The organism is Streptomyces sp. NPDC005303, from assembly GCF_040607335.1.
In the GTDB taxonomy this organism is placed as follows: domain Bacteria; phylum Actinomycetota; class Actinomycetes; order Streptomycetales; family Streptomycetaceae; genus Streptomyces.
In genome coordinates, this window is record NZ_JBEXGM010000027.1 from 40,575 (window position 1) to 66,793 (window position 26,219).

A 26,219-nucleotide genomic window follows, 5' to 3' on the forward strand; every position below is an offset into this window, starting at 1 on the left:
TCTGCTTTGTGCTAGGAGAATATCGGATCGAGGGGCGGCGCGCAGCGGAGATTGCGGCGAGCGTCGAGCGCGCGGTGGGTACCGGAGAGCTGCGATCCGGCCAACTGCTGCCTCCCATGAGGGAGTTGGCGACCGAGCTGGGCGTGAATCCCAATACGGTCGCGGCCGCGTACCGCACCCTGCGTGAGCGTGGGGTCATCGAGACCGCCGGGCGCAGGGGCAGCCGGGTCAGGTCGAAGCCGGCGACCACGGGGCGCGAGTACATCGGGGTGGAGGTTCCGGAAGGCGTGCGGAACGTCGCGAACGGCAACCCGGACCCCGCTCTGCTGCCCCCGCTGGCGCCGGCCTTCGCGAAGGCCGCCGCACAGGGCGACCGTGAGCCGGTCCTGTACGGACAGGCGACCGTGGACCCGGACCTGGCGCGCCTGGCGCGAAAGGCGCTCGACGCGGACGGCGTCCCGGACGGCCCTCTCGCCGTCGCCTCCGGATCCCTCGACGTGATCGAGCGCGTCCTGGCCGCCCACCTCAAGCCGGGTGACACGGTCGCGGTGGAGGACCCCGGCTGGGGCAGCCTCCTCGACCTGGTCCCGGCGCTGGGCCTGCGTACCGTCCCGGTCGGCGTCGACGACGAGGGGCCGCGCGCCGAAGACGTGCGCCGGGCCCTGGAATCGGGCGCCCGAGCCCTGATCGTCACCGACCGGGCCCAGAACCCGACCGGCGCCTCGGTGACCGCCACGCGTGCGCGTGCCCTCCGCGAGGTCCTCGAGCGGCACCCGGACATCCTCCTCGTCGAGGACGACCACGGTCACGGCATCGTCGACCTCCCCCTGCACCCCCTGGCCGGAGTCACCCGCCACTGGGCCTTCGTCCGCTCGGTGGCCAAGGCCTACGGCCCCGATCTGCGCCTCGCCGTCCTCACCGGCGACGAGGTCACCGTCGACCGCGTCCACGGCCGCCACCGCCTGGGCCCCGGCTGGGTCAGCCGCATCACCCAACGGGCGGTGGTGCACCTGTGGGGGGACGGTGTGCTCGACACCACGAGGGTGGCGGCCGCCTATCGTGAGCGCCGCGACCGTCTGATCGACGCGCTGGCGGAACGCGGAGTCGAGGCCCACGGCCGCAGCGGTCTCAACGTGTGGATCCCGGTCCCGGACGAGACGGCGGCGGTGTCCCGTCTGCTGCACGCGGGCTGGGCCGTGGCCCCGGGCGCCCGCTTCAGGATGGGCGCTCCGCAGGGGATCCGGGTGACGGTGGCGACCATGACGGCAGAGGAGGCGGCGCTCCTGGCGGACGCGATCGCCAGGACTTCGGGTCCGGCGTCGGCCCGCAATTACGTGTGAGGGCGAGGTGAGTCGCCTTCGGGGGAGGCCGCGGGCGCCGGTCGAGCAGGGCGCGGGCCGTGCAGCAGGTCGCGGGGGTGGCGTCGAGGTTGCGGCTGCGGCCGGGAGGCCCGAACCGGGGCTTCCGTGGCGATGGCGGTCGCGGTGGTCATGCCGACCACGATCCGGCACGTGATCTCGTAGCGCAAGCGAGTATTAGAGCGAAATACCTCGTAGAATTGCTTACATGTTGAACCTGGAGCGCCTGCGCACCCTCGACGCCCTCGCCCGGCACGGCTCGGTCAGCGGCGCCGCCGCGGGTCTGCACATCACGACCTCGGCCGTCTCGCAGCAGATGTCCAAGCTGGAGCGCGAGGTCGGCCAGCAGCTCCTCGCCAAGAACGGCCGGGGAGTGCGGCTCACCGACGCCGGCCGCCTGCTCGCCGACCACGCGGCGCGCATCCTGTCCCAGGTCGAACTCGCCCAGTCCGACCTGGAGGCCCAACGCGGTCAGGTGGTGGGGGAGTTGCGGCTCGCCGCGTTCCCGACGGCGGCGCGTGGGCTGTTCCCGGTCGCGATCGCCGGACTGCGTTCGGCGCATCCGGGCCTGCGGATCGGCTCGCGCGAGATGGAGCCGGAGGCCGCGGTCCTCGCCGTGATCCGCGGGGACTTCGACCTCGCGGTCGTCCTGGACTGGTACAACAAGCCGCTGCCCATGCCCGAGGGGCTGGTGAAGGCCTCGATCGTCGACGACACGGCCGACGTGGCGATGCCCGCGACCCACCGCCACGCGCACCGCAGCGAGGTCGACCTGGAGGACTTCGCCGAAGACGACTGGGTCACCTGGGGCGAGAACGAGTTCTGTGACGAGTGGCTGATGCACACCCTGCGCTCCAAGGGCATCGAACCGCGCGTCGCACACCGCGCGGAGGAGCATCCGACCCAACTCGCCCTGGTCGGCGCCGGACTCGGCGTGTGCGTGGCACCCCGGCTCGGACGCGGGCCGATCCCGGAGGGCGTGCGGACCGTGCCCGTACGGCAGTCGGTCAGGCGGCACATCTACGCCGTGTGGCGCGCGGACGCCGACCGCCGCCCGTCGATCCGGGCGGCGGTCGAGGCGCTCAAGTCAGCGGCGACGAAGGCCGTTTGAGCCTGGGCTCGTGCGGTGCGAGGCAACGAGCACGCGTCAGGGCGTCCGGTGCGGCGCTGTCCCCCGCGGTCGGCGTCGTCCGCCGGGCAGGCCTACGCCGAGCCCAGCTTGCGGAAGTCCCAGGAGACGATCTTCTCCGGGGTCAGCCGTATCCACGCGTGCCGTCCGTCGTGCGGCATCTCCTCAAGACGGAAGTTCTTGCGGGCGAACAGCGTCTCGGGGACGTCGAGTTCGGCGCGGAGCTCGCCGGTGCGCGGGGCCTCGCCCACGAAGTCCACGGCGCCGGACAGCTCGACGCCGCGCAGTTCGTCGTACTCCTCGCCCGTGTCGACCACGATCGCGACCCGCGGATCGCGGCGCAGGTCCGTCCAGCGCTTGCTGCGCACGACTGAGTACAGCCACATCGAGGTGCCGTCCCAGGCGAACCACAGCGTGCTCACATGCGGAGCGCCGTCGGCGGAGACCGTGGCGACCCGGCAGGTGCGCTGACTGGTGAGGAACTCGTCCAGTTCGCCCGGCGTCATCATGATCTTCCGGCCCCGGCGCTGAGTGACGGTCATGCGTCCCCCTCTTTCTCTCACGTCGTGTCAGAGGAGAGATCCTCTGACATCACGTCAGAAAAGGATGGGTCGTCTTCCGTCTCCACGCAATGGTGGCTACTGTCACCGGCTCCGGACCACCGGCGACGAGGGGGAACCGTGCCGTCGTACGAACGACTCAGCGAACTGCTCGATCCCGCAACCACCGTCCTCCTCACCGTCGAGTGCCAGCAGGGCGTCGTCGGACCGGAGAGCGCCCTGCCCGAACTCGCCCGCGCGGCACGGGCCTCGGGCGCTCTCGCCAACATCGCCCGACTTGTCGCCGTCGCGCGCGACAGCGGGGTACAGGTGATCCACGCGATCGCCGAACGCCGTCCGGACGGGCGCGGAGCGAACCGCAACGCCCGCCTCTTCAGCGCCGCCGAACGCCTGCCCGTCCAGCAACTCTCCGGCACAACCGCGGTAAGGGTGGCGGCCCCGATCGAGGTGAGCGAGGAGGACTTCGTCGTACGACGGCTGCACGGCCTGTCGCCGATCCAGGGCACCGAGGTGGACGCGCTGCTGCGCAACCTCGGCTGCCGCACCCTGATTGCGACCGGGGTCTCCGCCAACGTGGCGGTGCCCAACGCCGTCTTCGACGCCGTGAACCGCGGCTACCACGCCGTGGTGGTGACGGACGCCGTCGCCGGGGTGCCCTCCGACTACACCTCGGCGATGATCCGTCACACGCTGGCCCTCGTCGCCACCCTCGCGACCACCGAGGAGGTGCTCGCCTGTCTCCAGCGGTCCCGCCGCGGATGACATCTCATGCGAGCGAGATCGAGTCACCGCTGACGGTGATCTTCTCCTCGGGAAGCGGCTGGGTCGCAGGACCCTTCTTCACGCTGCCGTCGGCCACCGAGAACTCGCTCTTGTGGCACGGACAGGTGATGACCCCGTCGGTGATCCCCGACACCGCGCACCCCTGGTGCGTGCACTTCGACGAGAACGCCTTGAACTGGCCCGCCGTGGGCTGGGTGACCACCACGCCCGAGTCCTTGAAGATCTTGCCGCCGCCCTCGGGGATGTCCGAGGTCTTGGCGAGCGCACTGCCGGCCCCTGCCCCGGCTCCGGCCGCGTCCGACGCGGCCGGAGAGGGGTCGTCCTCGGACCCGCACGCGTTCAAGGTGAGGGCGAGCCCCGCCGCGCCGACCGCCGCCACGACGACCCGGCGACTGGGGGCCGATGCGGGATGAATCGATTCGCTGGCCATGCTGACGTCCCCTTCCACGGAATGTGAACTGCCCAGAGGTACGGCCCCGGAGTGCCGGTTGTTCAGACACCCCCCAGTAACCTGGGGCGATGCTCAAGGAAGCCATCGCGACCCGCTACATCACGCCCCTGCGTGAGGGCGGCTCGCTGCCGGGGCTCGTCGAGGCCGACGACCATGGGACGTACGTCATCAAGTTCACCGGCGCGGGCCAGGGCCGCAAGACGCTGGTCGCCGAGGTGGTGGCCGGGGAACTCGCCCGCCGGCTCGGCTTCCGGGTGCCGCGGCTCCTGACGCTGGACCTGGACCCGGACCTGGGGCTCGGCGAGCCCGACGAGCGGGTGCAGGGGCTTCTCAAGTCCAGCGGCGGCACGAACCTCGGCATGGACTTCCTCTCCGGAGCGCTCGGCTTCGACCCGCTCGCCTTCCCGGTGAGCCCCGAGGAGGCCGGCCGGATCGTCTGGTTCGACGCGCTGGTCAACAACGTCGACCGCTCCTGGCGCAATCCCAACCTGTTGTGGTGGCAGCGCGAGGTGTGGCTCATCGACCACGGCGCGACCATGATCTGGCAGCACAACTGGCCCGGCGCCGAGAAGTCCGCCGCCCGTCCCTACGACGCCTCGGACCACGTCCTGAAGCCCTTCGCGCCGGATCTCGCCACCGCCGCCGCCGAACTGGCCCCCCGGGTAACCGAGGACCTGCTCGCCGAGGTCACCGCCGAGATCCCGGACGCCTGGCTGGCGGACGAGCCCGGCTTCGGCACCCCGGACGAACTGAGAAGGGCGTACGCCCGGCCCCTGCTCCTGCGGGCCGCCGCGGTCCACGAACACATCACCGGCATCGAGGGGGACAAGTGAGCGAGCGCCACATCCACATGGCCGGCAGCGTGGTCGAGCGCCACATCATCAGGGGCGGCCGGAGCAGCGAACGGGACGTCTTCGAGTACGCCCTGCTCCGGGTCGTGCCCCGGATCGAGCGCGGGGAGTCCATCAACGCCGGGGTGCTCGTGTACTGCCGTGCCAAGGCCTACGTCGGGGTGCGCACCCACCTGGACGAGGCCCGGCTGCGGGCGCTCGACCCGGACGCGGACGTGGCCGGTGTGCGGGCCGTGCTCCAGGCCGTCGAAGGGGTCTGCGCGGGGGGTGAGGCGGCCGGGCAGGCCGCGCGTGACGACGCCGGACAGCGCTTCCGCTGGCTGATCGCGCCCCGCTCCACCGTCGTCCAGCCGGGCCCCGTGCACACCGGGCTCACCACTGATCCGGCCACCGAACCGGAGCGTCTGCTCGACCTGCTGGTCAGGTAATGGATCACACCCGGCTCGTGTGACGTTGACACCGCGTGCCATGGCTTCTAGCGTCACGTCTACTGAAGGTACTAAGCGGTCGCTCACCAGACGGGCCGTACTTTCTCAGGTCGATTTCCCAGGGCGATTTCTCAAGGGCGAGGAGAACCAGCAATGTCCAGCACTGAGCAGCGGGTGGCCGTGGTCACGGGCGCCGCGCGCGGCATCGGCGCCGCCACCGCCGTACGACTGGCGGCCGAGGGCCGCGCGGTCGCCGTGATCGATCTCGACGAGGCCGCCTGCAAGGACACCGTGGAGAAGATCACCGCGGCCGGCGGCCGGGCGATCGCGGTCGGCGCGGACGTCTCCGACGAGGCGCAGGTGCAGGCCGCGATCGCGCGCGTGGCCGAGGAGCTCGGCGCGCCGACGATCCTCGTGAACAACGCGGGCGTGCTCCGCGACAACCTCCTGTTCAAAATGAGCGTGTCGGACTGGGACACCGTCCTGAACGTGCACCTCAAGGGCTCGTTCCTGGTGACCAAGGCCGTCCAGAAGCACATGGTGGACGCGGGCTTCGGCCGGATCGTCAACCTGTCCTCGTCCTCGGCGCTCGGCAACCGCGGCCAGGCCAACTACTCCGCCGCCAAGGCCGGTCTCCAGGGCTTCACCAAGACCCTCGCCTTCGAGCTCGGCAAGTTCGGCATCACCGCCAACGCCGTCGCCCCCGGCTTCATCGCCACCGACATGACCGCCGCGACCGCCGAGCGCGTCGGTATGGGCTTCGACGAGTTCAAGGCCGCGGCCGCCACCCAGATCCCGGTCGCGCGCGTGGGCGAGCCCGAGGACGTCGCCAACGCCATCGCCTTCTTCACCGGCGAGGCGGCCGGATTCGTCTCCGGCCAGGTGCTGTACGTCGCCGGCGGACCACTCGACTAGGGGAACGGGACCATGACTTCGCAACTTCCCGAGCCTTCGGGCAAGGTCGCGCTCATCACGGGCGCCAGCCGCGGCATCGGCTACGGCGTCGCCGAGGCGCTCGTCGCGCGCGGTGACCGGGTGGTCATCACCGGCCGCACCGAGGACGCGCTCAAGGAGGCCGTCGAGCAGCTCGGCGCCGAGCGCGCCGTCTACGTCGCCGGCAAGGCGCACGACGAGGAGCACCAGAGGGTCGCCGTCGAGCGCGCCATGGACGCCTTCGGCCGCGTCGACTACCTGATCAACAACGCCGGTACCAACCCGGTGTTCGGGCCCATCGCCGACCTCGACCTGAACGTGGCGCGCAAGGTCTTCGAGACCAACGTGATCTCCGCGCTCGGCTTCGCGCAGAAGAGCTGGCACGCCTGGCAGAAGGACAACGGCGGCGCGATCGTCAACATCGCCTCCGTCGCGGGCATCGCGCCCTCGCCCTTCATCGCCGCCTACGGCGTCAGCAAGGCCGCGATGATCAACCTCACCCAGCAGCTCGCGCACGAGTTCGCACCGGGGGTGCGGGTCAACGCGATCGCACCGGCCGTGGTCAAGACCAAGTTCGCGCAGGCCCTGTACGAGGGTCGGGAGGCGGAGGCCGCCGCGTCCTACCCGCTGGCCCGGCTCGGGGTGCCCTCCGACATCGGCGGTGCCGCGGCCTTCCTCACCTCCTCGCAGTCCGACTGGGTCACCGGCCAGACGCTCGTCGTGGACGGCGGCATCTTCCTCAACGCAGGCGTGGGCTGACCCTCGTCGCCTCGGCACGGGCGCTTCGTTGACATCGACGGCGCCCGTGTCGACGCACAAAAGCCTCACATCGTCATCACAGGGTCATCACCGGTGAGATGATCAAGCTGCCTGTGGACGAACCGGTTGAGTGTGCGTGGCGCTGCGGTATGTTTTGCCGACTCTCGGCACGGCATCTCGAGGAGCAAGCGCGTGTTCAAGCGGAACCGATACCTGCCGCCTCTCGCGGCGCTCGTGTCCATATCCACGGTGGCCGGATGTGGCGTGTTCTCCTCGGACTCCTCCGACAGCGGGAAGTCGATCGTCGTGGGGACCACCAGCGCCCCGGCCACGCTGGACCCCGCGGCCTCCTGGGACAACTCCTGGGAGCTGTTCCGCAACGTCTACCAGACGCTCCTGAACTACTCCCCCGGTGTGTCCGACCCCGAGCCCGACGCCGCCGAGCACTGTGAGTTCACGGACTCGTCGAGCACGGTGTACAGCTGCACGCTGCGCGAAGGCCTGAAGTTCTCCAACGGGCACACCCTGGACGCCAAGGCAGTCAAGTACTCGTTCGACCGGATCAAGAAGATCAACGTCAACGGCGGTCCCGCGGGCCTGCTGGGAACGCTGTCGCGGGTGCAGACGAAGGGCGACCGCGAGGTCGTCTTCCACCTCAGCCAGCCCGACGCCACCTTCCCCCTGGTGCTCACCACACCGGCCATGTCGATCGTGGACCCCGAGGAGTACTCCGCGACCGCCATCCGCAAGGACGGGAAGATCAGCGGCTCCGGGCCCTACAGCCTCGACTCCTTCCAGGAGGGCGAGAAGGCCGAGCTCGTCCGCAACGACAACTACAAGGGCATAGCGGACCTCAAGAACCAGGCCGTCACCATCCGCTACTTCAAGCAGTCGGACGAGATGGTCAAGGCCCTCAAGGACAAGGAGATCTCGGTCGTCTACCGCGGACTCGGCGCCTCCGACACCGTGGACATCGAGGTCAACCAGCAGAAGGAGGGGCTCCAGCTCATCGAGAACCCCACCACCGAGATCAGCTACCTGGTGTTCAACCCCCGCGACCCGTGGTCCGCGAAGCCCGCGGTCCGCAAGGCCGTCGCCCAGATCGTGGACCGCCCGGCGCTCGTGCACTACGTCTACAAGGACACCGTCGAGCCGCTGTACTCCATGGTCCCCGCCGGACTGACCGGCCACACCACGAGCTTCTTCGACGACTTCGGCGACCCCAGCGTGGCCAAGGCCAAGAAGTACCTCACCGAAGCGGGGATCACCGAGCGCGTCCCGCTGACCCTCTGGTACACCAGCGACCGCTACGGTTCCACGACCAAGCCCGCCTTCCAGGAGCTGAAGAAGCAGCTGGAGGCCTCCGGCCTGTTCACGATCACCCTCAAGAGCCGCCCGTGGAAGACCTACGTCGAGGGTTACCAGAAGGGTGAGTACCCGGTGTTCGGGCGCGGCTGGTTCCCCGACTTCCACGACGCCGACAACTTCATCGCGCCGTTCGTGGGCAAACAGAACGCCCTCGGCACCCCTTACGACGCCCCCGAGATCACCGGCAAACTGCTGCCGGAGTCGCGCGCGGAGAGCGACCGCGGGGCCGTGGGGCCCCAGATCGAGGAAGCCCAGCAGGTCTTCGTGAACGACGCACGGCTGGTGCCGCTGTGGCAGGGCAAGCAGTACGTGGCCGCGAACGAGGAGATCGCCGGTCTCGAGAAGGTCATCGACCCGGCGACCATGATGACGATGTGGGAGCTGTACTGGAAGACCAGCTGGTAGCAGCGATTGTCAGTGGCCGCCTGTAGGTTCTGAAGTCTGCAAGTGACCGCACATCGTGAGGAATTGACGTGACCGACACCGCCATGCTGCCCGAGTCCTGGCGCGGGGTTCTGGGCGACGAGCTGCAGCAGCCCTACTTCAAGGAGCTGACGGAGTTCGTCGAGGACGAGCGGGCGAAGGGCCCCGTCTACCCGCCCCGCGAGGAGGTCTTCGCAGCCCTCGACGCGACGCCGTACGACCAGGTGAAGGTCCTGATCCTCGGTCAGGACCCGTACCACGGCGAGGGCCAGGGACATGGCCTGTGCTTCTCGGTCCGCCCCGGTGTGAAGACCCCGCCCTCCCTGCGGAACATCTACAAGGAGATGAAGGAGGAGCTGGGCCTGGAGATCCCGGACAACGGCTACCTCATGCCGTGGGCCCAGCAGGGCGTCCTGCTGCTCAACGCGGTACTCACGGTCCGCTCCGGAGAGGCCAACTCGCACAAGGGCAAGGGCTGGGAGAAGTTCACCGACGCGGTGATCCGCGCGGTGGCCGAGCGGCCCGACCCGGCGGTCTTCGTGCTGTGGGGCAACTACGCGCAGAAGAAGCTCCCCCTGATCGACGAGAGCCGGCACGTGGTGGTCAAGGGCGCGCACCCCTCCCCGCTGTCGGCGAAGAAGTTCTTCGGCTCCCGCCCGTTCACGCAGATCAACGAGGCGGTCGCCCAGCAGGGCCACGACCCCATCGACTGGACCATCCCGAACCTCGGCTGACCTCTCCTCCGGGCCGGTGCCGCACCGACCGGCCCGGTCCCGCCCGACCGGGGTGACGGAGGCGGGGGCCACGGTACTTCCAGAGGGGCGAACCGGCTCCCGGGCCCTGTGCGCTGTGCTGCGCGGGGGGATGGTGGGGCAGCCGTGCGGCGGAGTGCCGGCGACGCGACCGGAGTCCCCCGTCCCCCCACCAACGCAGCCCGGTGTGGCGGAGCCGGCACCCGACGGCGGTGCCGCAGATGGGCGTACCCGGCCACGCGCCGCCGACATGATCCGTCGGACAGGCCCTAGCGTCGGGGGGACAGCGACGAAAGCCGACGAAGGCCCGGAGGACGCTTTGACGGAGCGACAGGAGCAGACGGCGCCGGATGCCGTGATGACACGGATCGGGCAGGTCGTCATGCTGTGTCACGCGGGGGACCGCGAGGAGGCCCGCCACCGCTTCCTGGCCCTGTGGGCGGAGATCGGCGAGGACGGCGACCCCTTGCACCGCTGCACCCTGGCGCACTACATGGCCGACGCCCAGGACGATCCCTGCGACGAACTCGCCTGGGACCTCCGGGCGTTGACCGCCGCCGAGGAGCTCGCCCACGACCGGCCGGCCCGGCACGAGGACGCGCTCGCCGTGCGCGCCCTGTATCCCACGCTGCACCTCAACCTGGCCGCCGACTATGTGCGGCTCGCCCGCGCGGACGCCGCCCGCACTCATCTGCGCCAGGCTCGAAGGGCGGCGGACGCCCTGGGGGAGGACAGCTACAGCGACGGTGTGCGGGCGGCGATCAGCAGGCTGGAGTCGCGTCTCGGCGAAGGGGGATCCGGTGACGGACGGTGGTCGCCGCCGCGGCAGCGGCCCTGAGACCCGCGGGCCTCAACGCCCGTAGGTCTGGTCGCAGATGACCGACTGAGGGCTGCCCTCCTGCCAGCGACCGTATTTCCTGCCCAGCGCGCAGACGTCCTTCGCTCCCTTGGGAACGGACTTGGAAACGGACCGGGGGACCGACTCGGCCACGTCCGGGATCTCTACGCGCGGCTGCCGGTGGTGCGGGTCGTCCGGGTGCCGCGGCTGCGGATGTGCCCGGCGCGCGGAGTGTTCCGGGTGCGCCGGATGCGCGTGTGCCGGCTGTCGGTCCTGCGGCCGCGCGGGGGCCGCCGCGCTCCCAGGTGCCCTGTCACGGGGCACGGTTCCGCCCGGCTTCGCGGAGGGGGACGGTTTGATCATGGACAGCGCCTCCTGGGCGGGGGCCTGCACGATCTGCGGCTCCGCCTGACCCTCCGGACGGGCGTCCCCCGGTCCCGGCAGCTGCGACGGTGCCGTCGTCGGCAGCCCTGAGACGGGTGGACGCTGGACCGTCACACAGCCGGTGAGGGCCGAGACAGCCACGGTGACCAGGAGCGTTGCGGTAGTCGTGGTTCGATGCACCCGCGTCACTCTGCTGGTTCGGGCGACCTCGGCGACAGCGGACGGGCGGAGGTTGCCCCGCACGGGTGATCTCCGTCCCCGTACGGCGTGCTCATGCCTGCCGGTGCTGACGTCAGTCGCCGGTGGCGCCGTCGATGCGCTCGCGGATCAGGTCGGCATGGCCGTTGTGGCGGGCGTACTCCTCGATCATGTGGGTGTAGAGCCAGCGCAGGTTGAACCGCTCTCCGGTCCGGCGGTGCTTGCCCACGGTGGTGTCGTCCAGGCCGAAGCGGGCCGCGTTCTCCCGGCTCCTGTCGATCTCGGCCTGCCAGGTGCCGTACGCCTCCTGCCAGGTGTCGGCCTCGGTGAGACGGAACTCGCCGTCCGGGTCGGCCTCGCTGTAGTAGATCGGCCCGGCGTCGTCGTCGGCCAGGACCCGGCGGAACCAGCTGCGCTCCACCTCCGCCATGTGCCGCACCAGGCCCATGAGGGAGAGTGCGGACGGCTCCACCGAGGCGGTCCTGAGCTGGGCGTCGGTCAGGCCCTCGCATTTCAGGGCGAGGGTCTGCCGGTGGTAGTCCAGCCAGCCCTCCAGCATGCTGCGTTCGTCGGCGGTGGTCGAGGGTTCGGCGCGCTGCGTCGTCATGCTCGCATCCTGGCCCACCCCGCCCCTGACCACCAGCGAATTCCCGGTCGCCGACCGGAAGCCCGCCGTGGCCGCCGTATGCTTCCGGCAGGGCCCTGCCCGGACAACCTGAGGAGTCCACGTGAAGGTCGGCTGCATCGGACTCGGTGATATCGCGCAGAAGGCGTATCTGCCGGTGCTCGGCGGCCTGCCCGACGTCGAACTGCACGTGCAGACGCGCACACCGGCGACGCTGGCCCGGGTCGCCGACGGTCTCCGCCTTCCCGAGGGACAGCGTCACCGCGACCTCGGCTCCCTGCTCGCCCAGGACCTCGACGCCGCCTTCGTGCACGCGCCGACGACCGCGCACCCCGAGATCGTGGCGCGGCTGCTGGAGGCGGGCGTCCCGACCTACGTCGACAAGCCGCTCGCCTACGAACTTGCCGACTCCGAACGGCTGGTGGAGCTCGCCGAACAGCGGAACGTGAGTCTGGCCGTCGGCTTCAACCGGCGGTTCGCCCCCGGGTACGCGCAGTGCGCCGAGCACCCGCGCGAGCTCATCCTCATGCAGAAGAACCGGATCGGGCTCCCGGAGGAGCCCCGCGTGATGATCCTCGACGACTTCATCCACGTCGTCGACACCCTGCGGTTCCTGGTGCCGGGGCCGGTCGACGACGTGACGGTACGCGCGCGCGTGGAGGACGGCCTGCTGCACCACGTCGTGCTCCAGCTCGCCGGGGACGGCTTCACCGCGCTCGGCGTCATGAACCGGCTCAGCGGCTCGGCCGAGGAGATCCTGGAGGTGTCAGGACAGGACACCAAGCGGCAGGTCCTCAATCTCGCCGAGGTCGTCGACCACAAGGGCCAGCCCACCGTGCGGCGGCGCGGCGACTGGGTGCCGGTGGCCCGGCAGCGCGGCATCGAGCAGGCGGTGCTCGCCTTCCTCGACGCCGTGCGCGCGGGAAAGGTGCTCAGCGCCCGGGACGCGCTGGCGACCCATGAGCTGTGCGAGCGGGTGGTACGAGCGGTTCAGGAGCGGACCGCCTGAACCGCCTGCCCAGCCGGCCGGTGCACCACACGGCGAGGACCAGCAGGGCCGCGTGCACCGGCCAGTCTCCGAAGCGGACATACGGCGTCGTCCCGGTCGCCAGCGGTACGTCGTACACGCGCGAGGTGCTGGCGTCGGTGCCGACCCACTGTCCGACGCGCTGTCCGCTCGCGTCGTAGACGGCGGAGACGCCGGTCAGCGTCGAGTGCACCATCGGGCGTCCCGACTCGGCGGCGCGCAGGGCGGCCAGCGACGCGTGCTGCTCGGGGGCCCAGCTGTTCTGGAAGGACGAGGTCGCCGACTGGGCGATCAGCAACTGGGCGCCGTCCTCTGCGAGATGACGGCTCATGTCGGGGAACGCCGACTCGAAGCACACCATCGGGCCGACCTTCAGCCCGTGGCCGACGTTCATCACGACCTGCTCGGAGCCGTGCCTGCGGTTCTCGGCCGCCGCCTTGCCGACCGAGGTGGCCCAGCCGAGCAGCGAGCGCGCCGGGATGTACTCGCCGAAGGGGACCAGGCGCATCTTGTCGTAGCGGTCGCCGGTGAGCCCGTCGGGGCCGACCAGGACCGAACTCTTGTAGATGCCGGGCTTGTCGGAGCGGCGGGCGTCCACGTTGACGAGGATGTCGGCGTCGGTCTCCGCGGAGAGCGCGGCGATCCGCTTCGCCAGGTCGGGCCGGTCCCCGAGGTCGAAACCGACACTGCTCTCGCCCCACACGATCAGGTCGACGTGCTGCCCTGCGAGGTCGCGGGTCAGCTGCTCCTCGCGGGCGAAGCGCCGGTCGGGGCCGTCGATGACACCTGGCTGGACGACGGCGATCCGGGTGCTGCCTCCCGTGTCGGGACGCGGGGACCACATCCAGGCCGCCGAGGTCACGGCGGCGCCGGCGACCAGGCCCGCCACCGCGGGGACCCGGGACTCACGGACCGTGACCAGCACGGCGACCGCCACGTTGACGGCCACGATCAGGAAGCTGATCAGCCCCACCCCGCCGACGGAGGCCAGCCGCAGCGCCGGTTCGACCTCCCACTGACTGGAGCCGAGCACGCCCCACGGGCCGCCGAGCCCCTGCCAGGAGCGGACGAGCTCGATGCCGAGCCAGCCCGACGGCAGTACGGCGAGGGCGGCGGCGATCCGGCCGCGCGAGGGCGTCCCGGCCGTCCCGGCCAGGAAGTGCCGTACCAGCGCGCCCCACGGGGCCCACAGCGCGCCGAGCAGGGCGCCGATGACGAAGATGAACACGCTCAGGCTCGGCAGCAGCCAGTGGTGCATCCCCACCATGAACCCGAAGCCGCCGGCCCAGCCGTCGTACGCCGCCCGTTTCGCCGTGGGAGCCGAGCGGATCAGCGCGATCCAGGGGACGAGGGCGACATAGGCGAACCACCACAGGGACGGTGCGGGGAACGCCAGGACGGGGAGGGCGCCTGCCAGCACGGCGACGGTCGAGCGCCGCCACGGGGAGGCGAGCCAGTGGCCGAACAGGTTCATACGCCGCCTCCTACCCCGTACGGGTGACCAGTGTGCGTGTGGTTGACCACCCGAGGGTGTCCGCTCAGTTGATCACAGGAGTGGGCCGGGGGTCCGGCAGACGCCGCCACTTCTCCCGCACGACGACCTCGTGCAACCTCCAGCCGTCGTCCGTGCGCAGCAGGGTGAACGCGTAGCGGCCGCCGCAGACGAAGTCGGGGGCGGTGGAGGGGGAGTCGTCGGAGAGGCGCATGGGGTTGATGTAGTCGGCCTGGACACGGGCCGTGTCGCCGGTGTCCTGGTCCAGGGTGCCGAACCGGACGCGGCGGTTGACGATGAGGTGCTGCCGCATCGAGAACAGCGTCAGGCTCTCCGCGAGCCACGCCGCGACCTGCCGCGCGTCCCCCTCGACCCCGCCCGCCGAGCGGTAGTCGGCCCGCCCGTCGGAGGTGAACAGTCCTAGGTACGCCTCCCAGTCGCCGTCGTCCACGGCCACGGCGTAGTCGGTGACGAGTGCGTCCACGGTCAGCCGGTCCATCACGGTCGCGAGCTCCACACGCTGCGTCATCGGCTCAGTGTTGGGCATGGGGCGGGCCGAGCCAAGGGGCGTGCGGGGACATTCGGAGGGCCGGAGGCTGGGCGACGGCCGCGGGTGATCAGTGGGCGGATGGTTCTCCGTCGGTCAGGACGTCGACCGGCCAGGCGGCCGAGTGCGGGCCGAACCTGTTCTCGGCCGCGAGGGCGACCATACGGGCGTTGCGGGCGTCGGCCTCGGGACCGTCCGGCAGGTGGTAGTCGTCGCCGGCGCGGGCGGAGCTCGCCTGCACGGTCGTGGCCGCCGGGGCCCGCCGGCGGACGTACCGGTCCAGCGCGTCGGGCACCTCGTCCGGTGCCGTGCCGGTGAGGCAGTCGCCGAGGACGGCCGCGTCCATGATCGCCTGGGCCGCGCCCTGGGCCTGGAAGGGCACCATCGCGTGCGCGCTGTCCCCGAGCAGCGTGACCCGGCCGACGTTCCAGCGGGGGAGCGGGGCCCGTGTGTGGATGCCGTAGCGGAAGACCTGGCCCGCGCGGTCGAGGACGGTCAGCAGCCGGGGGTCCCAGCCGGCGAAGGTGCGCAACTGCTCGCCGGGTTCCGCCTGCGCGGTCCACGACTCCTGGGCCGACCGGTCCGTCACGAACACAGCCACGACGTTGAGGAGTTCGCCGCGGCGCAGCCAGTAGTGGACGACGTGGCGGCCGGGGCCGAGCCAGCCGGCGTACTCCGGGAGGTCCAGGTCCGCGACCTCGGCGGCGGGGAGCAGGGCCCGGTAGGCGGCGGTGTGCGAGAACACCGCGTCGTCCGCGCCGAAAAGCCACTGGCGGGCGGGGGAGCGGATGCCGTCGGCGGCCACGACGAGGTCGGCGTCCAGGCGTTCACCGCTCGCCGTGGTCACGTGGGCCGCCTTGTCGTCCTGGTCGATCCCCACGACGGCGGTGGCCGGCCGCAGCGAGTCGGGCGGTACGGCGGCGGCCAGGGCCCGTTGGAGATCGGCGCGGTGGACCTGCAGGTACGGTGCCCCGAACTCCTCCTCCGCCTCGCGGCCGATCACATAGCGACAGATCTCGGAGCCGTCGGACCAGGTACGGAAACTCATGTGGGCCGGGCGCGTGGCCTGTTCCGCGACGGCGTCGAGCAGATCCAGACGGCGCAGTACGCGGGTCGCGTTGGGGGCGAGCTGGATGCCGGCGCCGATCTCGGAGAGCCGCCGCGACTGTTCCACGAGGGTCACCTCATGGCCGGCCCGGCGCAGGCTCAGCGTCGCGGTCAGCCCTCCGATGCCCGCGCCCACGACGATCGCTCTCATGGCATGACTCCACTTCGAGGAATGCGCCTTTTTCGGGCTAGGCTCAGGCCGCCCTGATGACGTCGCTGCGGATCGCGGCCGCCCATTCGACCACCAGCAGCTCGTACTCCGCGCGCTCCTGTGACGACAGCGTGCCGCCTGCGCGCATCCAGAGCGCCCGGATCTGCTCGTTCACCTCGGCAGCAGACCGCACGGAACCACGGGTCACGGAATCGGGGGACATGCGCACAAGCCTAGGCGCAAGCACTGACAGTGCGCTACCGGACGGCTACGCACAACGTATGTGATGGGTCACGGATTTCGGGTCGGGCGCCCTGTTGCGGGGCCGCACCGGACGACCGCACACCGGCCGAGGCCGCGGGCGACGGCGGGGGAGCGACCAGTCGCGGCGGGGCGCAGCATCCGTCGTACACGTCGTCGGGGTCGAGGAAGCCGATCTCACCGTCCGGCTCGCCGGACACCGCGCGGTCCGGCAGGGCCACCGTGCCGGGGGCCACACCTGCGCCACGGCAGTGCGGTCCTCGGCCGGCGGATCCCGTGTGTCAGCCCGCCGACTCCGCCGCGTGCGGGCTCAGGACGCCCATCGTGACCAGGGCGATGATGACGATGCCCAGGGCGATGCGATACCAGACGAAGGGCATGAAGCTCTTGGTCGAGATGAACTTCATGAACCACGCGATCACGGCGTAACCGACGACGAAGGCGATCACCGTGGCGAAGATCGTGGGGCCCCAGGAGACGTGATCGCTCTCCAGCGCGTCCTTCAGCTCGAAGAGACCGGAGGCGAGTACGGCCGGGACGGCGAGGAGGAAGGAGTAACGGGCCGCCGACTCGCGCTGGTAGCCCATGAAGAGGCCGCCGCTGATGGTGGCGCCGGAGCGGGAGACGCCGGGGACCAGGGCCATGGACTGGCACAGGCCGAAGATCAGGCCGTCCTTGACGCCGAGATCCTCAAGTCCCTTGCGCTGCTTGGGTGCGCGATGGCGCCCGCCGCTCTCGTCGCGTGCCGCCAGACGGTCGGCGACGCCTATGACGATGCCGACGACGATCAGCATCGTGGCGGTGATGCGCAGATCGCGGAACGGCCCCTCGATCTGGTCCTTGAACAGCAGCCCCAGCACGCCGATCGGGATCGAGCCGACGATCACCAGCCAGCCCATCTGGGCGTCGTGATCGCGGCGCAGTTCCTTGTTGCCGAGAGAACGGGTCCACGTCGAGACGATCCGCCCGATGTCCTTGCGGAAGTAGATCAGCACGGCGGCCTCGGTGCCGATCTGGGTGATCGCGGTGAAGGCCGCCCCGGGGTCCTTCCAGCCCGAGAAGGCCGCGGTCAGGCGCAGATGCGCGCTGGAGGAGACGGGAAGGAACTCGGTCAGCCCCTGGACGAGTCCGAGGATGAGTGATTCGAACCAAGACATGAAGTTACGGCGTCCAAGTGCTGGTCGTGTGACGGGAGTCGGGCGCGCCGCATCACCGGGCGCGGTGATCGGGGTGCGAGGGCAGCGTAACGCCCCGCGGTGACAGCGCGGCCACAGGGGCGGTCAGGCCGCCGTCGGTCCGGTCACCGTCCAGCCGGGGGACTGCGGGTGAGCTGTCAGGTCCTCGTGGCGGACCGTGTCGCCGCAGGCGGTGCAGGTGACCACGGGCAGCAGTTCGTTGCCGCAGCCGTGCTCGACGACCATGGGCCGGTCGTCGTCCCCTCGCACGTGCCGGTCGCCCCAGGCCATGAGGGTCAGCAGTACGGGTTCCAGTTCGAGCCCCGCCTGCGTGGGCCGGTACTCGAAGCGCTGCGGCCGCTCGCTGTAGGCGCGCTTGGTGAGGATCCCGGCGTCGACCAGCCGGCGCAGCCGGGTGGCCAGGATGTCGCGTGGGGCCCCGATGTTGCGCACGAGCTGGTCGAAGCGGTTGTTGCCCAGGCAGACCTCCCGCAACACGAGGAGCGAGTACTTCTCACCGACGAGCGTCAGGGCGTCGGCGATGGAGCAGGGGCGCGGGTCTTTGGTGGCGGCCATGCAGCCCAGTCTAGTAGAGGGTTGGATTTTCAAACTCATCGAACTATGGTGAGTTTGGATTCCCTACTCACTGGTAATCGCCCGCATTCATGGAGGACCGCACCATGCGTGACGCAGTCATCGTCGAAGCCGTACGCACCCCCATAGGCAAGGGCAAGCCCAACGGCGCCCTCGCGCACGTGCACCCCGTCGAACTCCTCGCCCACACCCTCCGCACCCTCGTGGAGCGCTCGGGGGTCGACCCGGCGCTCATCGACGACGTCATCGGCGGAACCGTCGACCAGGTCGGCGAGCAGGCCATGAACACCACCCGTTACGCGGCCCTGTCGGCCGGCTTCCCGGAGACGGTCCCGGCGACCACCGTGGACCGCCAGTGCGGTTCCTCCCAGCAGGCCGTGCACTTCGCCGCGCAGGGCGTGATCGCGGGCGCGTACGACGTAGTCGTCGCCTGCGGGGTGGAGTCCATGAGCCGCGTGCCGATGTGGTCGAACGTCCCCGAGGGCAAGGACCCCTTCGGTCCCGGCGTGGCCGCACGCTACGAGGAGGGCCTGGTCCCGCAGGGCATCAGCGCCGAACTCATCGCCGCCAAGTGGTCGATCAGCCGCGAGCAGATGGACGCGTTCGCCGTCTCCTCGCACCAGAAGGCCGCGGCGGCCTGGGAGAAGGGCCTGTTCGACGCCGAGGTCGCTCCGCTGGAGGGCCTCTCGCGCGACGAGTGCGTCCGCCCGGGCAGCACCCCCGAGATCCTCGCCGGCCTCAAGCCCGCCTACTACGACCCGAACTTCGCCGAACGCTTCCCCCAGATCGAGTGGAACGTCACGGCGGGCAACGCCAGCCCGATCAACGACGGCGCCTCGGCCGTCCTCATCATGTCGAGCGAGACCGCCGAACGCCTGGGCCTGCGCCCCCTGGCCCGCCTGCACAGCTTCGCCGTCACCGGCTCCGACCCGATCCTCATGCTCACCGGCGTCATCCCGGCCACGGAGCAGGTCCTGCGCCGGGCCCACCTGACCCTCGACGACATCGATCTCTTCGAGGTCAACGAGGCGTTCTCCAGCGTGGTCCTGGGCTGGCAGCAGGAGACAGGCGCGGATCCCTCCAAGGTCAACGTCCACGGCGGCGCGATCGCGATCGGCCACCCCCTGGGCGCCAGCGGCACCCGTCTGACGACGACGTTGGTGCACGCGATGCGCGAACGCGGGGCCCGTTACGCCCTGCAGACCATGTGCGAGGCCGGAGGACTGGCCAACGCGATGATCCTGGAGAGGGTGTGACGAGTGCCCGCTCGGGTCGCGCCCGGCCACAGGCGGTCAGGTGCTCAACGGCGTCGCAGTTGATGCCGCTTGCGCCATGCCACGACCACCCCCGCCAATCCCGGCAGGGCGATCGCGGCCATGGCGATCAGGAACGCCGGCGACGTGGGCGCTGAAGCCCGCGCCCCGGCGACGACGTACGCGGCGGTGTTCGGGATCGACCCGAGCGCCGTCGCGACGAGGAACGGCATGTACCCCATACGGGAGACCGCGGCGCAGTAGTTCGCCGCCCAGAACGGCACGCCGGGGAACAACCGGGCCGCCAGCATCGAGCGGAACCCGTGCCGGCTCAACTGCCCGTCCGCCGCCTTCAGCCACCGCCCCCGCAGCAGCGGCCGCAGCGCGTCCTGACCGAGCATCCGGCCCAGGCCGAAGGCGATCCCGGCCCCGAGCACCGTGCCGGCCAGGGCGGACGCGAGCCCGAGCTGCGACCCGAAGAGCGCGCCGGCGCCGAGATTCAGCAGCGGCCGGGGCACGAAGGCCACCGTGCACAGCCCGTACGCCACCCCGAACACGACCGCGGCCGCGAACCCGCCGAGCTGGGGCGGCCAGCCGTCCGAGAGCAGTCTCTGTGGCTCGAAGAGCAGGACCGTGGACGCGGCGCCCGCGAGCAACACGACAAGCAGGGCGAGCCGGGACCACGGTGACAGCAGCACTCTCGTGCAGCGGGCGGTGAGACCCACCGGAGCGGGGACGGGGAGAGCGAACTCCGTGGCGATGGCCGGGGGAGTGGCCGTGGCGGTGCCCCCAGAGCGGGTGGTGGCATCGAGCATCCAGTGACGGTAACCGACGCGGAGGTGTGAGCGCCGTACGGATGCCGTCGGTTGTGCGGGCGGGCGGCGACGGGCGGTGACAAAAAACCGTTCGACGTGGGACGACGCGTCGGACATGATCTGCGTCATGTTCCGGTACGCCTTCGCTCTCGCAGCATCCGCAGTCGCGGATGCGCCGAAGGCTGCCGTTCCCGTCTTCCTGGCCGCCGCAGACGGCGCCCGAAGCTGACCCTTCCCGGATCGTCCGGCGGACCCCGCAGGGGGAGGGTCGGCGAGTCCTCGGGGTCCCGTACTTCCGCGAACACGAAGAGGCTTCGAGGTTCAGCCATGTCCAAAACCGCTTACGTGCGCACCAAGCCGCACCTGAACATCGGCACGATGGGTCACGTCGACCACGGCAAGACCACCCTGACAGCCGCCATCACCAAGGTCCTCTCCGAGCGCGGGAGCGGCACGTTCGTGCCGTTCGACCGCATCGACCGCGCCCCGGAGGAGGCCGCGCGCGGGATCACCATCAACATCGCGCACGTCGAGTACGAGACCGACACCCGGCACTACGCGCACGTGGACATGCCGGGCCACGCCGACTACGTCAAGAACATGGTCACCGGGGCCGCGCAGCTCGACGGGGCGATCCTCGTCGTCTCCGCGCTCGACGGGATCATGCCGCAGACCGCCGAACACGTGCTGCTCGCGCGGCAGGTGGGCGTCGACCACGTGGTGGTCGCCCTCAACAAGGCGGACGCGGCCGACGAGGAACTGGTCGAGCTCGTCGAGCTGGAGGTCCGCGAGCTGCTCACCGCGCACGGCTACGGCGGCGACGCCGTGCCCGTCGTACGGGTCTCGGGGCTCAAGGCGCTGGAGGGCGACCCGCGCTGGACGGCGTCGATCGAGGCGCTGCTCGACGCGGTGGACACCTACGTGCCCATCCCCGAGCGCTATCTGGACGCGCCGTTCCTGATGCCCGTGGAGAACGTGCTGACCATCACCGGTCGCGGGACCGTGGTGACGGGCGCGGTCGAGCGGGGCACCGTGCGGGTCGGCGACCGGGTCGACGTGCTCGGCGCCGCCGTGGAGACGGTGGTGACCGGCGTCGAGACCTTCGGCAAGCCGATGGAGGAGGCGCAGGCCGGGGACAACGTGGCCTTGCTGCTGCGGGGTGTCCCACGGGACGCCGTCCGGCGGGGTCATGTCGTGGCCGCGCCCGGCAGCGTGGTGCCCAGCCGTCGCTTCACCGCGCAGGTGTATGTGCTCTCGGCGCGGGAGGGCGGGCGTACGACGCCCGTCTCCACCGGGTACCGGCCGCAGTTCTACATCCGTACGGCGGATGTCGTGGGGGACGTCGACCTCGGTGAGGTTGCTGTCGCCCGGCCGGGCGAGCGGGTCGTCATGACCGTGGAGCTGGGTCGGGACGTGCCGCTTGAGGCCGGGCTCGGGTTCGCCATTCGTGAGGGTGGGCGGACTGTGGGGGCGGGGACTGTGACTGCCGTCGTGTGAGGGTGGTTGCGGTGTGTGGGGGAGTGCGGGCCGGTTGTGGCTGGTCGCGCAGTTCCCCGCGCCCCCGACGGGGCGCTCTCGCCCAGGCACAATGACAGGATGACCGAGTCCCTGCCCGTCGCCCGTACCGTCGATCACGGGTTCGCCAAGCTGATGCCTGACGTGGATCGGGAGCGGGCCTGGTTGCTGACCGTGGACGGGGCTCCGCAGTCGTACGTCGATCTGGACGAGCCGACGCATCTGGAGTTCGAGTACGCGCGGCGGCTCGGGCACGTCCTGGACTGCGTCGGGGAGCCGGGACGGGCGCTGGACGCCGTACACCTCGGTGGGGGTGCTCTGACACTGCCGCGGTATCTGGCCGCTTCCCGGCCGGGGTCGCGGCAGGACGTCGTCGAAGCCGACCGGGCGCTGTTGGAGCTGGTCGTCGAGCAGTTGCCGATGGCCGACGGGGCTGGGATCGCGTTGCACGCGGCTGATGCGCGGGAGTGGCTGGAAAAGGCTCCGGCCGACTCCGCCGATGTGGTGGTCGCCGATGTCTTCGGGGGGTCCCGGGTTCCCGCGCATCTCACGTCCTTGGAGTACGCCCGAGAGGCCGCGCGCGTGCTCAGGGGCGACGGTGTCTATCTCGCGAACCTCGCCGACGGGGCACCCTTCGCCTTTCTACGGTCCCAACTCGCCAACTTCGCCGAGATGTTCGAGGAGCTGGTGCTGATCGCGGAGCCCGGTGTGCTGCGCGGGCGGCGGTTCGGGAACGCGGTGCTCGTCGCCGCGCGTCAGCCTCTCGACACGGCGGCCCTGGCCCGGCGTACGGCGGCCGACGCCTTTCCCGCCCGGGTCGAACACGGCGCCGGGCTGCGTAAGTTCATCGGTACGGCGCGGCCGGTGCGGGACACCGAGGCCGTGGCGTCACCCGAGCCCCCCGACGGGGCGTTCGGCATCGGCTGACCCGGTCGCGGCGACCTGGGTCACCTGCTTGGTGCTCCGGCGCAGGTTGCGGACGTCCGGTACGCACAGGACGGCCGCCGTGACGGCCGCGATCAGGCCCGAGCAGCCCCACAGGGCCGCGGAGCGTCCGAACGCCGACTCGGCGGGACCGGCCACCGCCGCCGCGAGCGGCATGAGGGCGACCGAGCCGAACCAGTCGTAGGCCGAGACCCGGGAGAGCTTGTCCTCCGGTATCTCCTGGTGCAGGGCGGTCATCCAGGAGACGCCGAACACCTCGACGGTCGCGCCGGCCACGAACATCGCCGTGCACAGGAGGGGCACCGAGACCGGTACCGCGAGTGCGGCGGACGGCAGGGCCATCGGGAACACGCAGAGGATGCCCACGAACAGCAGCCGGCGCGGTTTCCAGCGGGTCATGAGGAGGGCGCCGACGACCGTGCCCGCGCCGAAGAAGCCGAGAGCCACGCCCCAGGGGCCCGCTCCGCCCAGGTGGTCCCGGGCGACGAGCGGGCCGTAGACAGCGTCGGCGGCGCCCAGGACCGCGTTGGCCACGGAGAACTGGACGACGATGCCCCACAGCCACGGCCTGCCCGCGACCTCCCGCCAGCCGTCGCGGAGGTCGGCGAGCATGCCGGCACCCGGTTCGCGGGCCGGAATGTGACTGACGTCGAGGAAGGAACGCAGCGAACCGGCGACCGCGAACGCGACGGCGTCGGCCGCGAGCACCCAGCCCGGTCCCACCGCGGCTACCAACGCACCGCCGAGGGCGGCACCGCCCAGTGCGGCGCCCTGCATCGCCATCCGGAACACCGCGAAGGCCCGCCCTGCCTGTTCGCCGCTCACCGAGGACAGCAGCATGCCCTCGGCGGCCGGGCTGAAGAACGCGTGGCCTGTTCCGCCGAGGGCGGTCAGCAGCATCATCTGCCACAGCCTGGGCTCGCCGGTCAGGCCGAGGACGGCGAACGCGCCCTGGGAGAGACAGTTGAGGGTGTTGGCCGCGACCATCACGCGATGCCGGGGCAGGCGGTCCGCCACGGCGCCGCCGATCAGCAGGAACACCACCAGCGGGAGGGTGCGGGCGGCGGCCACCAGGCCCACGTCGCCGCTGTCACCGCCCGCCTCCAGCACGGCGAACGCGGCGGCGATCAGGGCGCCGTTGCTGCCGAGGTTGGTCACGAACGCGGCGGCGGTCAGCAGGCCGTAGTTGCGGCTCGCCCAGGCGGGTCGGCGGGCGCGGGAGGTGTCGGCGGAGGGGGGCACCGGCTGACTATCGCCGCCCGGGTGGCGCCTTGCCAAACCGTTTGCAGGCCAGATCGGGAGCCCGCCCGTCCGGGTCGGCGTGTGCGGCAAGGAGACGCCGATCACTGGGACCGGGCCTGGTCAGCGCGATCTACTCGTGGGTAACCTCCGGGTATGAGCGCAGACCAGATGTCCGTCGGCGAGATGCTCGCCGCCACCGTGCCCATGGTGCGGACCCTGAACCTCGAGTTCCTGGAGACCGGCCCGGAGAAGGTCGTGGTCGCCCTGCCCGACCAGGGCGAGTTCCACAACCACGTGGGCGGACCGCACGCCGGGGCGATGTTCACGCTCGCCGAGTCGGCCAGCGGGGCGGTCGTCCTGGCCGCGTTCGGCGACCAGCTCTCGCGCGCGGTTCCGCTCGCCGTCAATGCGGAGATCGCCTACCGCAAGCTCGCGATGGGCCCGGTGACGGCCACGGCGACCCTGGGCCGCCCGGCCTCCGAGGTGGTCGCCCAGCTCGACGCCGGGGAGCGCCCCGAGTTCCCGGTCACGATCGAGATCCGCAGGGCGGACGGGGCGGTCACCGGTGAGATGACGGTGGTGTGGACCCTGCGTCCGAACGGCTGAGCGCGGGTCGCTGCGCGGCCTGGGGAAGCGGGGCGTGAGCGTCGGTCGGGTGGGCGGGTGGGCGGGAGAGGGCCAAGGCGGTCGGGGGTCTGGCCTTCGGGCGGACGGCGTGGGTGCGGTGCGCCATCCCTCGGGTCGTTGAACGGCCGCTCCACGGGCCGTCGTGGCTGGTGCTGCCAAACGCCGTCATTGGTCGCTGGGCTCGGGTCGCCGCGCCCGCCGCGGTGGCTCGGGTTTCGCCGGCCGGTGCTCTTTCAGCCGCCGTCGTTCAGGCAGCCGCCCGCCGCCCGCCGCCCGCCGCCCGCCGCCCGCCGCTGGTCGCTGGTCGCTGGGCTCGGGGCGCCGCCCCCGCCCTCGCCGCCGTGGCTCGGGTTTGCCGGCCTGCGCGGCTCCGGCCGTCGTCGTTCAGGCGGCTGGCCGCCGCTGGGCGCTGTGGGGCGGGTCGCCGGTCGTCGTTCCCGCGGTAGCCGTGGCTCGGGGCGCCGCCCCGGCCTCCGCCACCGTCCCTCAGGCGGCCAGCCTGCGCCCCCCTCCCGCCCCCTCGCCGCTCTCCAGCTCCGCCACGAACCCCTTGAGCCAGTCGGTGAACTCCGGGCCCAGGTCGGGGCGGGCGCAGGCGAGGCGGACCACTGTGCGGAGGTAGTCCGCCTTGTCGCCGGTGTCGTAGCGGAGGCCGCCGAAGACCACCCCGTGGACCGTTCCGCCCGCCGCCAGTTCCTGGAGTGCGTCGGTGAGCTGGATCTCGCCGCCGCGGCCCGGCGCGGTGCGGTCCAGGACGTCGAAGACCGCTGGGTCGAGGACGTAGCGGCCGATCACGGCGTAGGCGCTCGGGGCGGTCTCGGGGGCGGGCTTCTCCACGAGGCCGGTCACACGGACCACGCCCTCTTCCTCGGTCGGCTCCACCGCCGCGCAGCCGTAGAGGTGGATCTGCTCGCGTGGCACCTCCATGAGGGCGACCACGCTCCCGGCGTACCGGTCGCGGACGTCGAGCATCGTGCTGAGCAGGGTCTCGCGCGGGTCGATCAGGTCGTCGCCGAGGAGGACGGCGAAGGGCTGGTAGCCGACGTGGCGGCGGGCGCAGAGCACCGCGTGGCCGAGGCCGAGCGGCTCGCCCTGACGGATGTGGTGGATGCTGGCCAGGCGCGCGGGATCGCGCACGGCGTCGAGCCGTACCGCGTCGCCCTTGGCCGCGAGGGCCTGCTCCAGCTCGAAGGCGTGGTCGAAGTGGTCCTCGATGGCCCGCTTGTGCCGGCCGGTGACCATCAGTACGTCGTCGAGCCCGGCCGCTGCGGCCTCCTCGACCACGTACTGGATGGCCGGCTTGTCGACGACCGGGAGCATCTCCTTCGGCGTCGCCTTGGTCGCCGGCAGGAACCGGGTTCCGAGCCCGGCTGCCGGGACGACCGCCTTGCGGACGGTGCGGGCGGGGACAGTGGTGTCGGTCGTGTGGGGGACGATCATGCGGATCATGCTGCGTCACGGGGTTGAGAGCACGCAGGGAGAAGCCTGGGAGGCTGCTGTGGACCCGGCCGGGGCGGGAGATTTCGCATGCCAAGCATCCGGTCCCGGGCGCAACCAGGACGCCCGCTTCCCGATTAATTTCGAATACGGGTGCGGATACCGGCGGTAACTTTTCTGAAGTGGCCTCT

At 71.2% G+C, this 26,219-nt stretch carries 28 protein-coding genes; 15 read left to right on the forward strand and 13 right to left on the reverse strand.

What is annotated here, in order from left to right; all coding sequences use genetic code 11:
* Positions 1–8 precede the first annotated feature (8 nt).
* Both ABZT93_RS30080 and ABZT93_RS30085 read left to right on the forward strand, forming a co-directional pair.
* Positions 9–1,340: an aminotransferase class I/II-fold pyridoxal phosphate-dependent enzyme gene (locus ABZT93_RS30080; protein ID WP_356110639.1), complete on the forward strand. Its 1,332-nt coding sequence runs from the start codon at positions 9–11 to the stop codon at positions 1,338–1,340.
* 226 nt (positions 1,341–1,566) lie between these two features.
* A complete protein-coding gene (locus ABZT93_RS30085) occupies positions 1,567–2,469 on the forward strand; it encodes a LysR substrate-binding domain-containing protein (protein WP_356110641.1) in 903 nt (300 codons plus the stop codon).
* Between the two features lie 92 nt (positions 2,470–2,561).
* On the opposite strand, the gene ABZT93_RS30090 is transcribed toward ABZT93_RS30085, so the two are convergent.
* Complete coding sequence (locus tag ABZT93_RS30090) at positions 2,562–3,029, reverse strand: pyridoxamine 5'-phosphate oxidase family protein (protein ID WP_356110643.1); 468 nt, start codon at positions 3,027–3,029, stop codon at positions 2,562–2,564.
* 138 nt (positions 3,030–3,167) lie between these two features.
* Here ABZT93_RS30090 and ABZT93_RS30095 point away from each other — a divergent pair, with 138 nt between their 5' ends.
* The gene (locus ABZT93_RS30095) at positions 3,168–3,809 is read left to right on the forward strand and encodes a cysteine hydrolase (RefSeq protein WP_356110644.1); all 642 of its coding nucleotides are present in this window, start codon (positions 3,168–3,170) and stop codon (positions 3,807–3,809) included.
* A 4-nt stretch (positions 3,810–3,813) separates the two neighbouring features.
* Here ABZT93_RS30095 and ABZT93_RS30100 read toward each other — a convergent pair whose 3' ends face one another.
* On the reverse strand, positions 3,814–4,260 hold the full coding sequence (locus tag ABZT93_RS30100; RefSeq protein ID WP_356110646.1) for a Rieske (2Fe-2S) protein: 447 nt from the start codon (positions 4,258–4,260) through the stop codon (positions 3,814–3,816).
* Between the two features lie 89 nt (positions 4,261–4,349).
* Between ABZT93_RS30100 and ABZT93_RS30105 the strand changes: the two genes are divergently transcribed.
* The 7 genes from ABZT93_RS30105 to ABZT93_RS30135 all read left to right on the forward strand — a co-directional run bounded on the left by ABZT93_RS30105 (position 4,350) and on the right by ABZT93_RS30135 (position 10,633).
* The gene (locus ABZT93_RS30105; RefSeq protein ID WP_356110648.1) at positions 4,350–5,114 is read left to right on the forward strand and encodes a HipA family kinase; all 765 of its coding nucleotides are present in this window, start codon (positions 4,350–4,352) and stop codon (positions 5,112–5,114) included.
* Positions 5,111–5,560: a DUF3037 domain-containing protein gene (locus tag ABZT93_RS30110; protein ID WP_356110650.1), complete on the forward strand. Its 450-nt coding sequence runs from the start codon at positions 5,111–5,113 to the stop codon at positions 5,558–5,560. The genes ABZT93_RS30105 and ABZT93_RS30110 overlap by 4 nt, the downstream gene beginning before the upstream one ends.
* Positions 5,561–5,713: 153 nt before the next feature.
* Entirely contained in the window at positions 5,714–6,475 is a 762-nt protein-coding gene (gene fabG / locus ABZT93_RS30115) for a 3-oxoacyl-ACP reductase FabG (protein ID WP_356110652.1), read from the forward strand.
* Between the two features lie 12 nt (positions 6,476–6,487).
* Positions 6,488–7,252, forward strand: a complete 765-nt coding sequence (locus ABZT93_RS30120) for an SDR family oxidoreductase (RefSeq protein ID WP_356110655.1) — start codon at positions 6,488–6,490, stop codon at positions 7,250–7,252.
* Between the two features lie 192 nt (positions 7,253–7,444).
* Entirely contained in the window at positions 7,445–9,025 is a 1,581-nt protein-coding gene (locus ABZT93_RS30125) for an ABC transporter substrate-binding protein (RefSeq protein WP_356110656.1), read from the forward strand.
* Between the two features lie 68 nt (positions 9,026–9,093).
* On the forward strand, positions 9,094–9,777 hold the full coding sequence (locus tag ABZT93_RS30130; RefSeq protein ID WP_356110658.1) for a uracil-DNA glycosylase: 684 nt from the start codon (positions 9,094–9,096) through the stop codon (positions 9,775–9,777).
* A gap of 337 nt (positions 9,778–10,114) precedes the next feature.
* On the forward strand, positions 10,115–10,633 hold the full coding sequence (locus ABZT93_RS30135; RefSeq protein WP_356110660.1) for a hypothetical protein: 519 nt from the start codon (positions 10,115–10,117) through the stop codon (positions 10,631–10,633).
* A gap of 12 nt (positions 10,634–10,645) precedes the next feature.
* Here ABZT93_RS30135 and ABZT93_RS30140 read toward each other — a convergent pair whose 3' ends face one another.
* Together ABZT93_RS30140 and ABZT93_RS30145 are read right to left on the reverse strand one after the other, a co-directional pair.
* Positions 10,646–11,158, reverse strand: a complete 513-nt coding sequence (locus tag ABZT93_RS30140) for a hypothetical protein (protein ID WP_356110662.1) — start codon at positions 11,156–11,158, stop codon at positions 10,646–10,648.
* A 151-nt stretch (positions 11,159–11,309) separates the two neighbouring features.
* Entirely contained in the window at positions 11,310–11,822 is a 513-nt protein-coding gene (locus tag ABZT93_RS30145; protein ID WP_356110664.1) for a DinB family protein, read from the reverse strand.
* A 121-nt stretch (positions 11,823–11,943) separates the two neighbouring features.
* On the opposite strand from ABZT93_RS30145, the gene ABZT93_RS30150 reads away from it, so the two are divergent.
* Complete coding sequence (locus tag ABZT93_RS30150) at positions 11,944–12,849, forward strand: Gfo/Idh/MocA family oxidoreductase (RefSeq protein WP_356110666.1); 906 nt, start codon at positions 11,944–11,946, stop codon at positions 12,847–12,849.
* Here ABZT93_RS30150 and lnt read toward each other — a convergent pair.
* The 6 genes from lnt to ABZT93_RS30180 form a co-directional block, all read right to left on the reverse strand.
* Positions 12,773–14,341 carry an apolipoprotein N-acyltransferase gene (gene lnt / locus ABZT93_RS30155; RefSeq protein ID WP_356110668.1) on the reverse strand — a complete coding sequence of 523 codons (1,569 nt, stop codon included), beginning with the start codon at positions 14,339–14,341 and terminating at the stop codon, positions 12,773–12,775. The two genes, ABZT93_RS30150 and lnt, sit on opposite strands and share 77 nt — an antisense overlap.
* A gap of 64 nt (positions 14,342–14,405) precedes the next feature.
* Positions 14,406–14,888: a nuclear transport factor 2 family protein gene (locus ABZT93_RS30160; RefSeq protein ID WP_356110670.1), complete on the reverse strand. Its 483-nt coding sequence runs from the start codon at positions 14,886–14,888 to the stop codon at positions 14,406–14,408.
* A gap of 88 nt (positions 14,889–14,976) precedes the next feature.
* Positions 14,977–16,164: an FAD-dependent monooxygenase gene (locus ABZT93_RS30165; RefSeq protein WP_356110671.1), complete on the reverse strand. Its 1,188-nt coding sequence runs from the start codon at positions 16,162–16,164 to the stop codon at positions 14,977–14,979.
* 43 nt (positions 16,165–16,207) lie between these two features.
* Entirely contained in the window at positions 16,208–16,387 is a 180-nt protein-coding gene (locus ABZT93_RS30170; RefSeq protein ID WP_356110672.1) for a hypothetical protein, read from the reverse strand.
* A gap of 319 nt (positions 16,388–16,706) precedes the next feature.
* Positions 16,707–17,582, reverse strand: coding sequence for an undecaprenyl-diphosphate phosphatase (locus ABZT93_RS30175; protein WP_356110674.1), 876 nt, complete (start codon positions 17,580–17,582; stop codon positions 16,707–16,709).
* Positions 17,583–17,705: 123 nt separating this feature from the next.
* The gene (locus ABZT93_RS30180; protein ID WP_356110676.1) at positions 17,706–18,176 is read right to left on the reverse strand and encodes a helix-turn-helix domain-containing protein; all 471 of its coding nucleotides are present in this window, start codon (positions 18,174–18,176) and stop codon (positions 17,706–17,708) included.
* A 104-nt stretch (positions 18,177–18,280) separates the two neighbouring features.
* On the opposite strand from ABZT93_RS30180, the gene ABZT93_RS30185 reads away from it, so the two are divergent.
* A complete protein-coding gene (locus ABZT93_RS30185) occupies positions 18,281–19,450 on the forward strand; it encodes a thiolase family protein (RefSeq protein ID WP_356110678.1) in 1,170 nt (389 codons plus the stop codon).
* A 44-nt stretch (positions 19,451–19,494) separates the two neighbouring features.
* On the opposite strand, the gene ABZT93_RS30190 is transcribed toward ABZT93_RS30185, so the two are convergent.
* Positions 19,495–20,262, reverse strand: coding sequence for a TVP38/TMEM64 family protein (locus ABZT93_RS30190; protein WP_356110680.1), 768 nt, complete (start codon positions 20,260–20,262; stop codon positions 19,495–19,497).
* A 327-nt stretch (positions 20,263–20,589) separates the two neighbouring features.
* Here ABZT93_RS30190 and tuf point away from each other — a divergent pair, with 327 nt between their 5' ends.
* Entirely contained in the window at positions 20,590–21,759 is a 1,170-nt protein-coding gene (tuf, locus tag ABZT93_RS30195; RefSeq protein ID WP_031059312.1) for an elongation factor Tu, read from the forward strand.
* Positions 21,760–21,858: 99 nt separating this feature from the next.
* Positions 21,859–22,704, forward strand: coding sequence for a fused MFS/spermidine synthase (locus ABZT93_RS30200; RefSeq protein WP_356110682.1), 846 nt, complete (start codon positions 21,859–21,861; stop codon positions 22,702–22,704).
* Here the strand turns inward: ABZT93_RS30200 and ABZT93_RS30205 are convergent.
* A complete protein-coding gene (locus ABZT93_RS30205; RefSeq protein ID WP_356110684.1) occupies positions 22,666–23,964 on the reverse strand; it encodes an MFS transporter in 1,299 nt (432 codons plus the stop codon). The genes ABZT93_RS30200 and ABZT93_RS30205 overlap by 39 nt on opposite strands.
* Before the next feature lie 168 nt (positions 23,965–24,132).
* Here ABZT93_RS30205 and ABZT93_RS30210 point away from each other — a divergent pair, with 168 nt between their 5' ends.
* Positions 24,133–24,570: a DUF4442 domain-containing protein gene (locus ABZT93_RS30210; RefSeq protein WP_266524882.1), complete on the forward strand. Its 438-nt coding sequence runs from the start codon at positions 24,133–24,135 to the stop codon at positions 24,568–24,570.
* A 507-nt stretch (positions 24,571–25,077) separates the two neighbouring features.
* On the opposite strand, the gene galU is transcribed toward ABZT93_RS30210, so the two are convergent.
* Positions 25,078–26,031 carry a UTP--glucose-1-phosphate uridylyltransferase GalU gene (gene galU / locus ABZT93_RS30215; RefSeq protein ID WP_356110686.1) on the reverse strand — a complete coding sequence of 318 codons (954 nt, stop codon included), beginning with the start codon at positions 26,029–26,031 and terminating at the stop codon, positions 25,078–25,080.
* Between the last annotated feature and the right edge of the window lie 188 nt (positions 26,032–26,219).

What these genes read in the sequence shown, in the direction of transcription:
- ABZT93_RS30200 (WP_356110682.1), top strand. Translation starts at nt 21,859, where the DNA reads ATGACCGAGTCCCTGCCCGTCGCCCGTACCGTCGATCACGGGTTCGCC.
- lnt (WP_356110668.1), bottom strand. Translation starts at nt 14,341, where the DNA reads ATGAACCTGTTCGGCCACTGGCTCGCCTCCCCGTGGCGGCGCTCGACC.
- ABZT93_RS30185 (WP_356110678.1), top strand. Translation starts at nt 18,281, where the DNA reads ATGCGTGACGCAGTCATCGTCGAAGCCGTACGCACCCCCATAGGCAAG.
- tuf (WP_031059312.1), top strand. Translation starts at nt 20,590, where the DNA reads ATGTCCAAAACCGCTTACGTGCGCACCAAGCCGCACCTGAACATCGGC.
- ABZT93_RS30105 (WP_356110648.1), top strand. Translation starts at nt 4,350, where the DNA reads ATGCTCAAGGAAGCCATCGCGACCCGCTACATCACGCCCCTGCGTGAG.
- galU (WP_356110686.1), bottom strand. Translation starts at nt 26,031, where the DNA reads ATGATCGTCCCCCACACGACCGACACCACTGTCCCCGCCCGCACCGTC.
- ABZT93_RS30160 (WP_356110670.1), bottom strand. Translation starts at nt 14,888, where the DNA reads ATGACGCAGCGTGTGGAGCTCGCGACCGTGATGGACCGGCTGACCGTG.
- ABZT93_RS30190 (WP_356110680.1), bottom strand. Translation starts at nt 20,262, where the DNA reads ATGCTCGATGCCACCACCCGCTCTGGGGGCACCGCCACGGCCACTCCC.
- ABZT93_RS30120 (WP_356110655.1), top strand. Translation starts at nt 6,488, where the DNA reads ATGACTTCGCAACTTCCCGAGCCTTCGGGCAAGGTCGCGCTCATCACG.
- ABZT93_RS30180 (WP_356110676.1), bottom strand. Translation starts at nt 18,176, where the DNA reads ATGGCCGCCACCAAAGACCCGCGCCCCTGCTCCATCGCCGACGCCCTG.
- ABZT93_RS30175 (WP_356110674.1), bottom strand. Translation starts at nt 17,582, where the DNA reads ATGTCTTGGTTCGAATCACTCATCCTCGGACTCGTCCAGGGGCTGACC.
- ABZT93_RS30085 (WP_356110641.1), top strand. Translation starts at nt 1,567, where the DNA reads ATGTTGAACCTGGAGCGCCTGCGCACCCTCGACGCCCTCGCCCGGCAC.
- ABZT93_RS30165 (WP_356110671.1), bottom strand. Translation starts at nt 16,164, where the DNA reads ATGAGAGCGATCGTCGTGGGCGCGGGCATCGGAGGGCTGACCGCGACG.
- fabG (WP_356110652.1), top strand. Translation starts at nt 5,714, where the DNA reads ATGTCCAGCACTGAGCAGCGGGTGGCCGTGGTCACGGGCGCCGCGCGC.
- ABZT93_RS30090 (WP_356110643.1), bottom strand. Translation starts at nt 3,029, where the DNA reads ATGACCGTCACTCAGCGCCGGGGCCGGAAGATCATGATGACGCCGGGC.
- ABZT93_RS30145 (WP_356110664.1), bottom strand. Translation starts at nt 11,822, where the DNA reads ATGACGACGCAGCGCGCCGAACCCTCGACCACCGCCGACGAACGCAGC.
- ABZT93_RS30170 (WP_356110672.1), bottom strand. Translation starts at nt 16,387, where the DNA reads ATGTCCCCCGATTCCGTGACCCGTGGTTCCGTGCGGTCTGCTGCCGAG.
- ABZT93_RS30210 (WP_266524882.1), top strand. Translation starts at nt 24,133, where the DNA reads ATGTCCGTCGGCGAGATGCTCGCCGCCACCGTGCCCATGGTGCGGACC.
- ABZT93_RS30100 (WP_356110646.1), bottom strand. Translation starts at nt 4,260, where the DNA reads ATGGCCAGCGAATCGATTCATCCCGCATCGGCCCCCAGTCGCCGGGTC.